General features: G+C 57.7%; 1 pseudogene. It reads right to left on the bottom strand.

What is annotated here, in order from left to right:
- Window positions 1-218 precede the first annotated feature (218 nt).
- Window positions 219-761 (bottom strand): annotated as a pseudogene (locus N879_RS12980) (IS3-like element ISPst4 family transposase); the annotation flags it as partial.

The following is a 761-nucleotide window of genomic DNA, read 5'->3' as shown; positions in this document are numbered from 1 at the left end:
CTCAACCTGCTGCACGCCTTGCTCAAGTGAGGACTGGTAGAACTTCGCCGGGTAGCGCGTTTTGCCCAGCAGAATCCACACCGCTTGCATGGCCGGTGTGCCGGGGCTGAGCAGGATAGACAGCTCGGCATTTAACGCAGCCAGTCGTTTCAGTTGCTTGTTAGCCGCTAAATAGATATTGAATCGCCCCGGGTTTTGTGGAGGCCGTTTCGTTTAAGTCAGGCCGCCATGTCCTGACCTGCTTGTTGCTGGTGGAAGTTTGCCTCAGCCTCCGCAGGCGGGATATATCCGATTGAGCTCAGCAGGCGTTGGTGGTTGTACCAGTGCACCCATTTCAAAGTCGCCATTTCGACGGCTTCGCGGCTCTTCCATGACTGACGGTAAATCAGCTCGGCCTTGTACAACCCGTTGATGGTTTCGGCCAAGGCGTTGTCGTAGCTGTCTCCCTTGCTGCCAACCGAAGGCTCAATGCCGGCCTCTGCCAGCCGTTCGGTATAGCGGATCGAGACGTACTGGCTTCCACGGTCGCTGTGATGGATCAGACCACCCGAGCAATGCGGCTGACGGGCATACAAGGCTTGCTCTAGGGCATCCAGTACGAAGTCTGTCTTCATGCTGGTACTGACTCGCCAGCCGACGATCCGCCGTGCAAAGACGTCGATCACGAACGCCACGTACAGCCAGCCCTGCCAGGTCGATACATAGGTGAAGTCCGACACCCACAACTGGTTCGGGCGGTCGGCATGGAACTGGCGTTGGAC

Origin of the sequence: Alcaligenes sp. EGD-AK7, from assembly GCF_000465875.3 — a bacterium.
Classification (GTDB): Bacteria; Pseudomonadota; Gammaproteobacteria; order Burkholderiales; family Burkholderiaceae_B; genus Alcaligenes; species Alcaligenes phenolicus.
The sequence above is the reverse complement of the archived record's forward strand: the minus strand, read 5'-3'. Positions and strand labels throughout refer to the sequence as shown.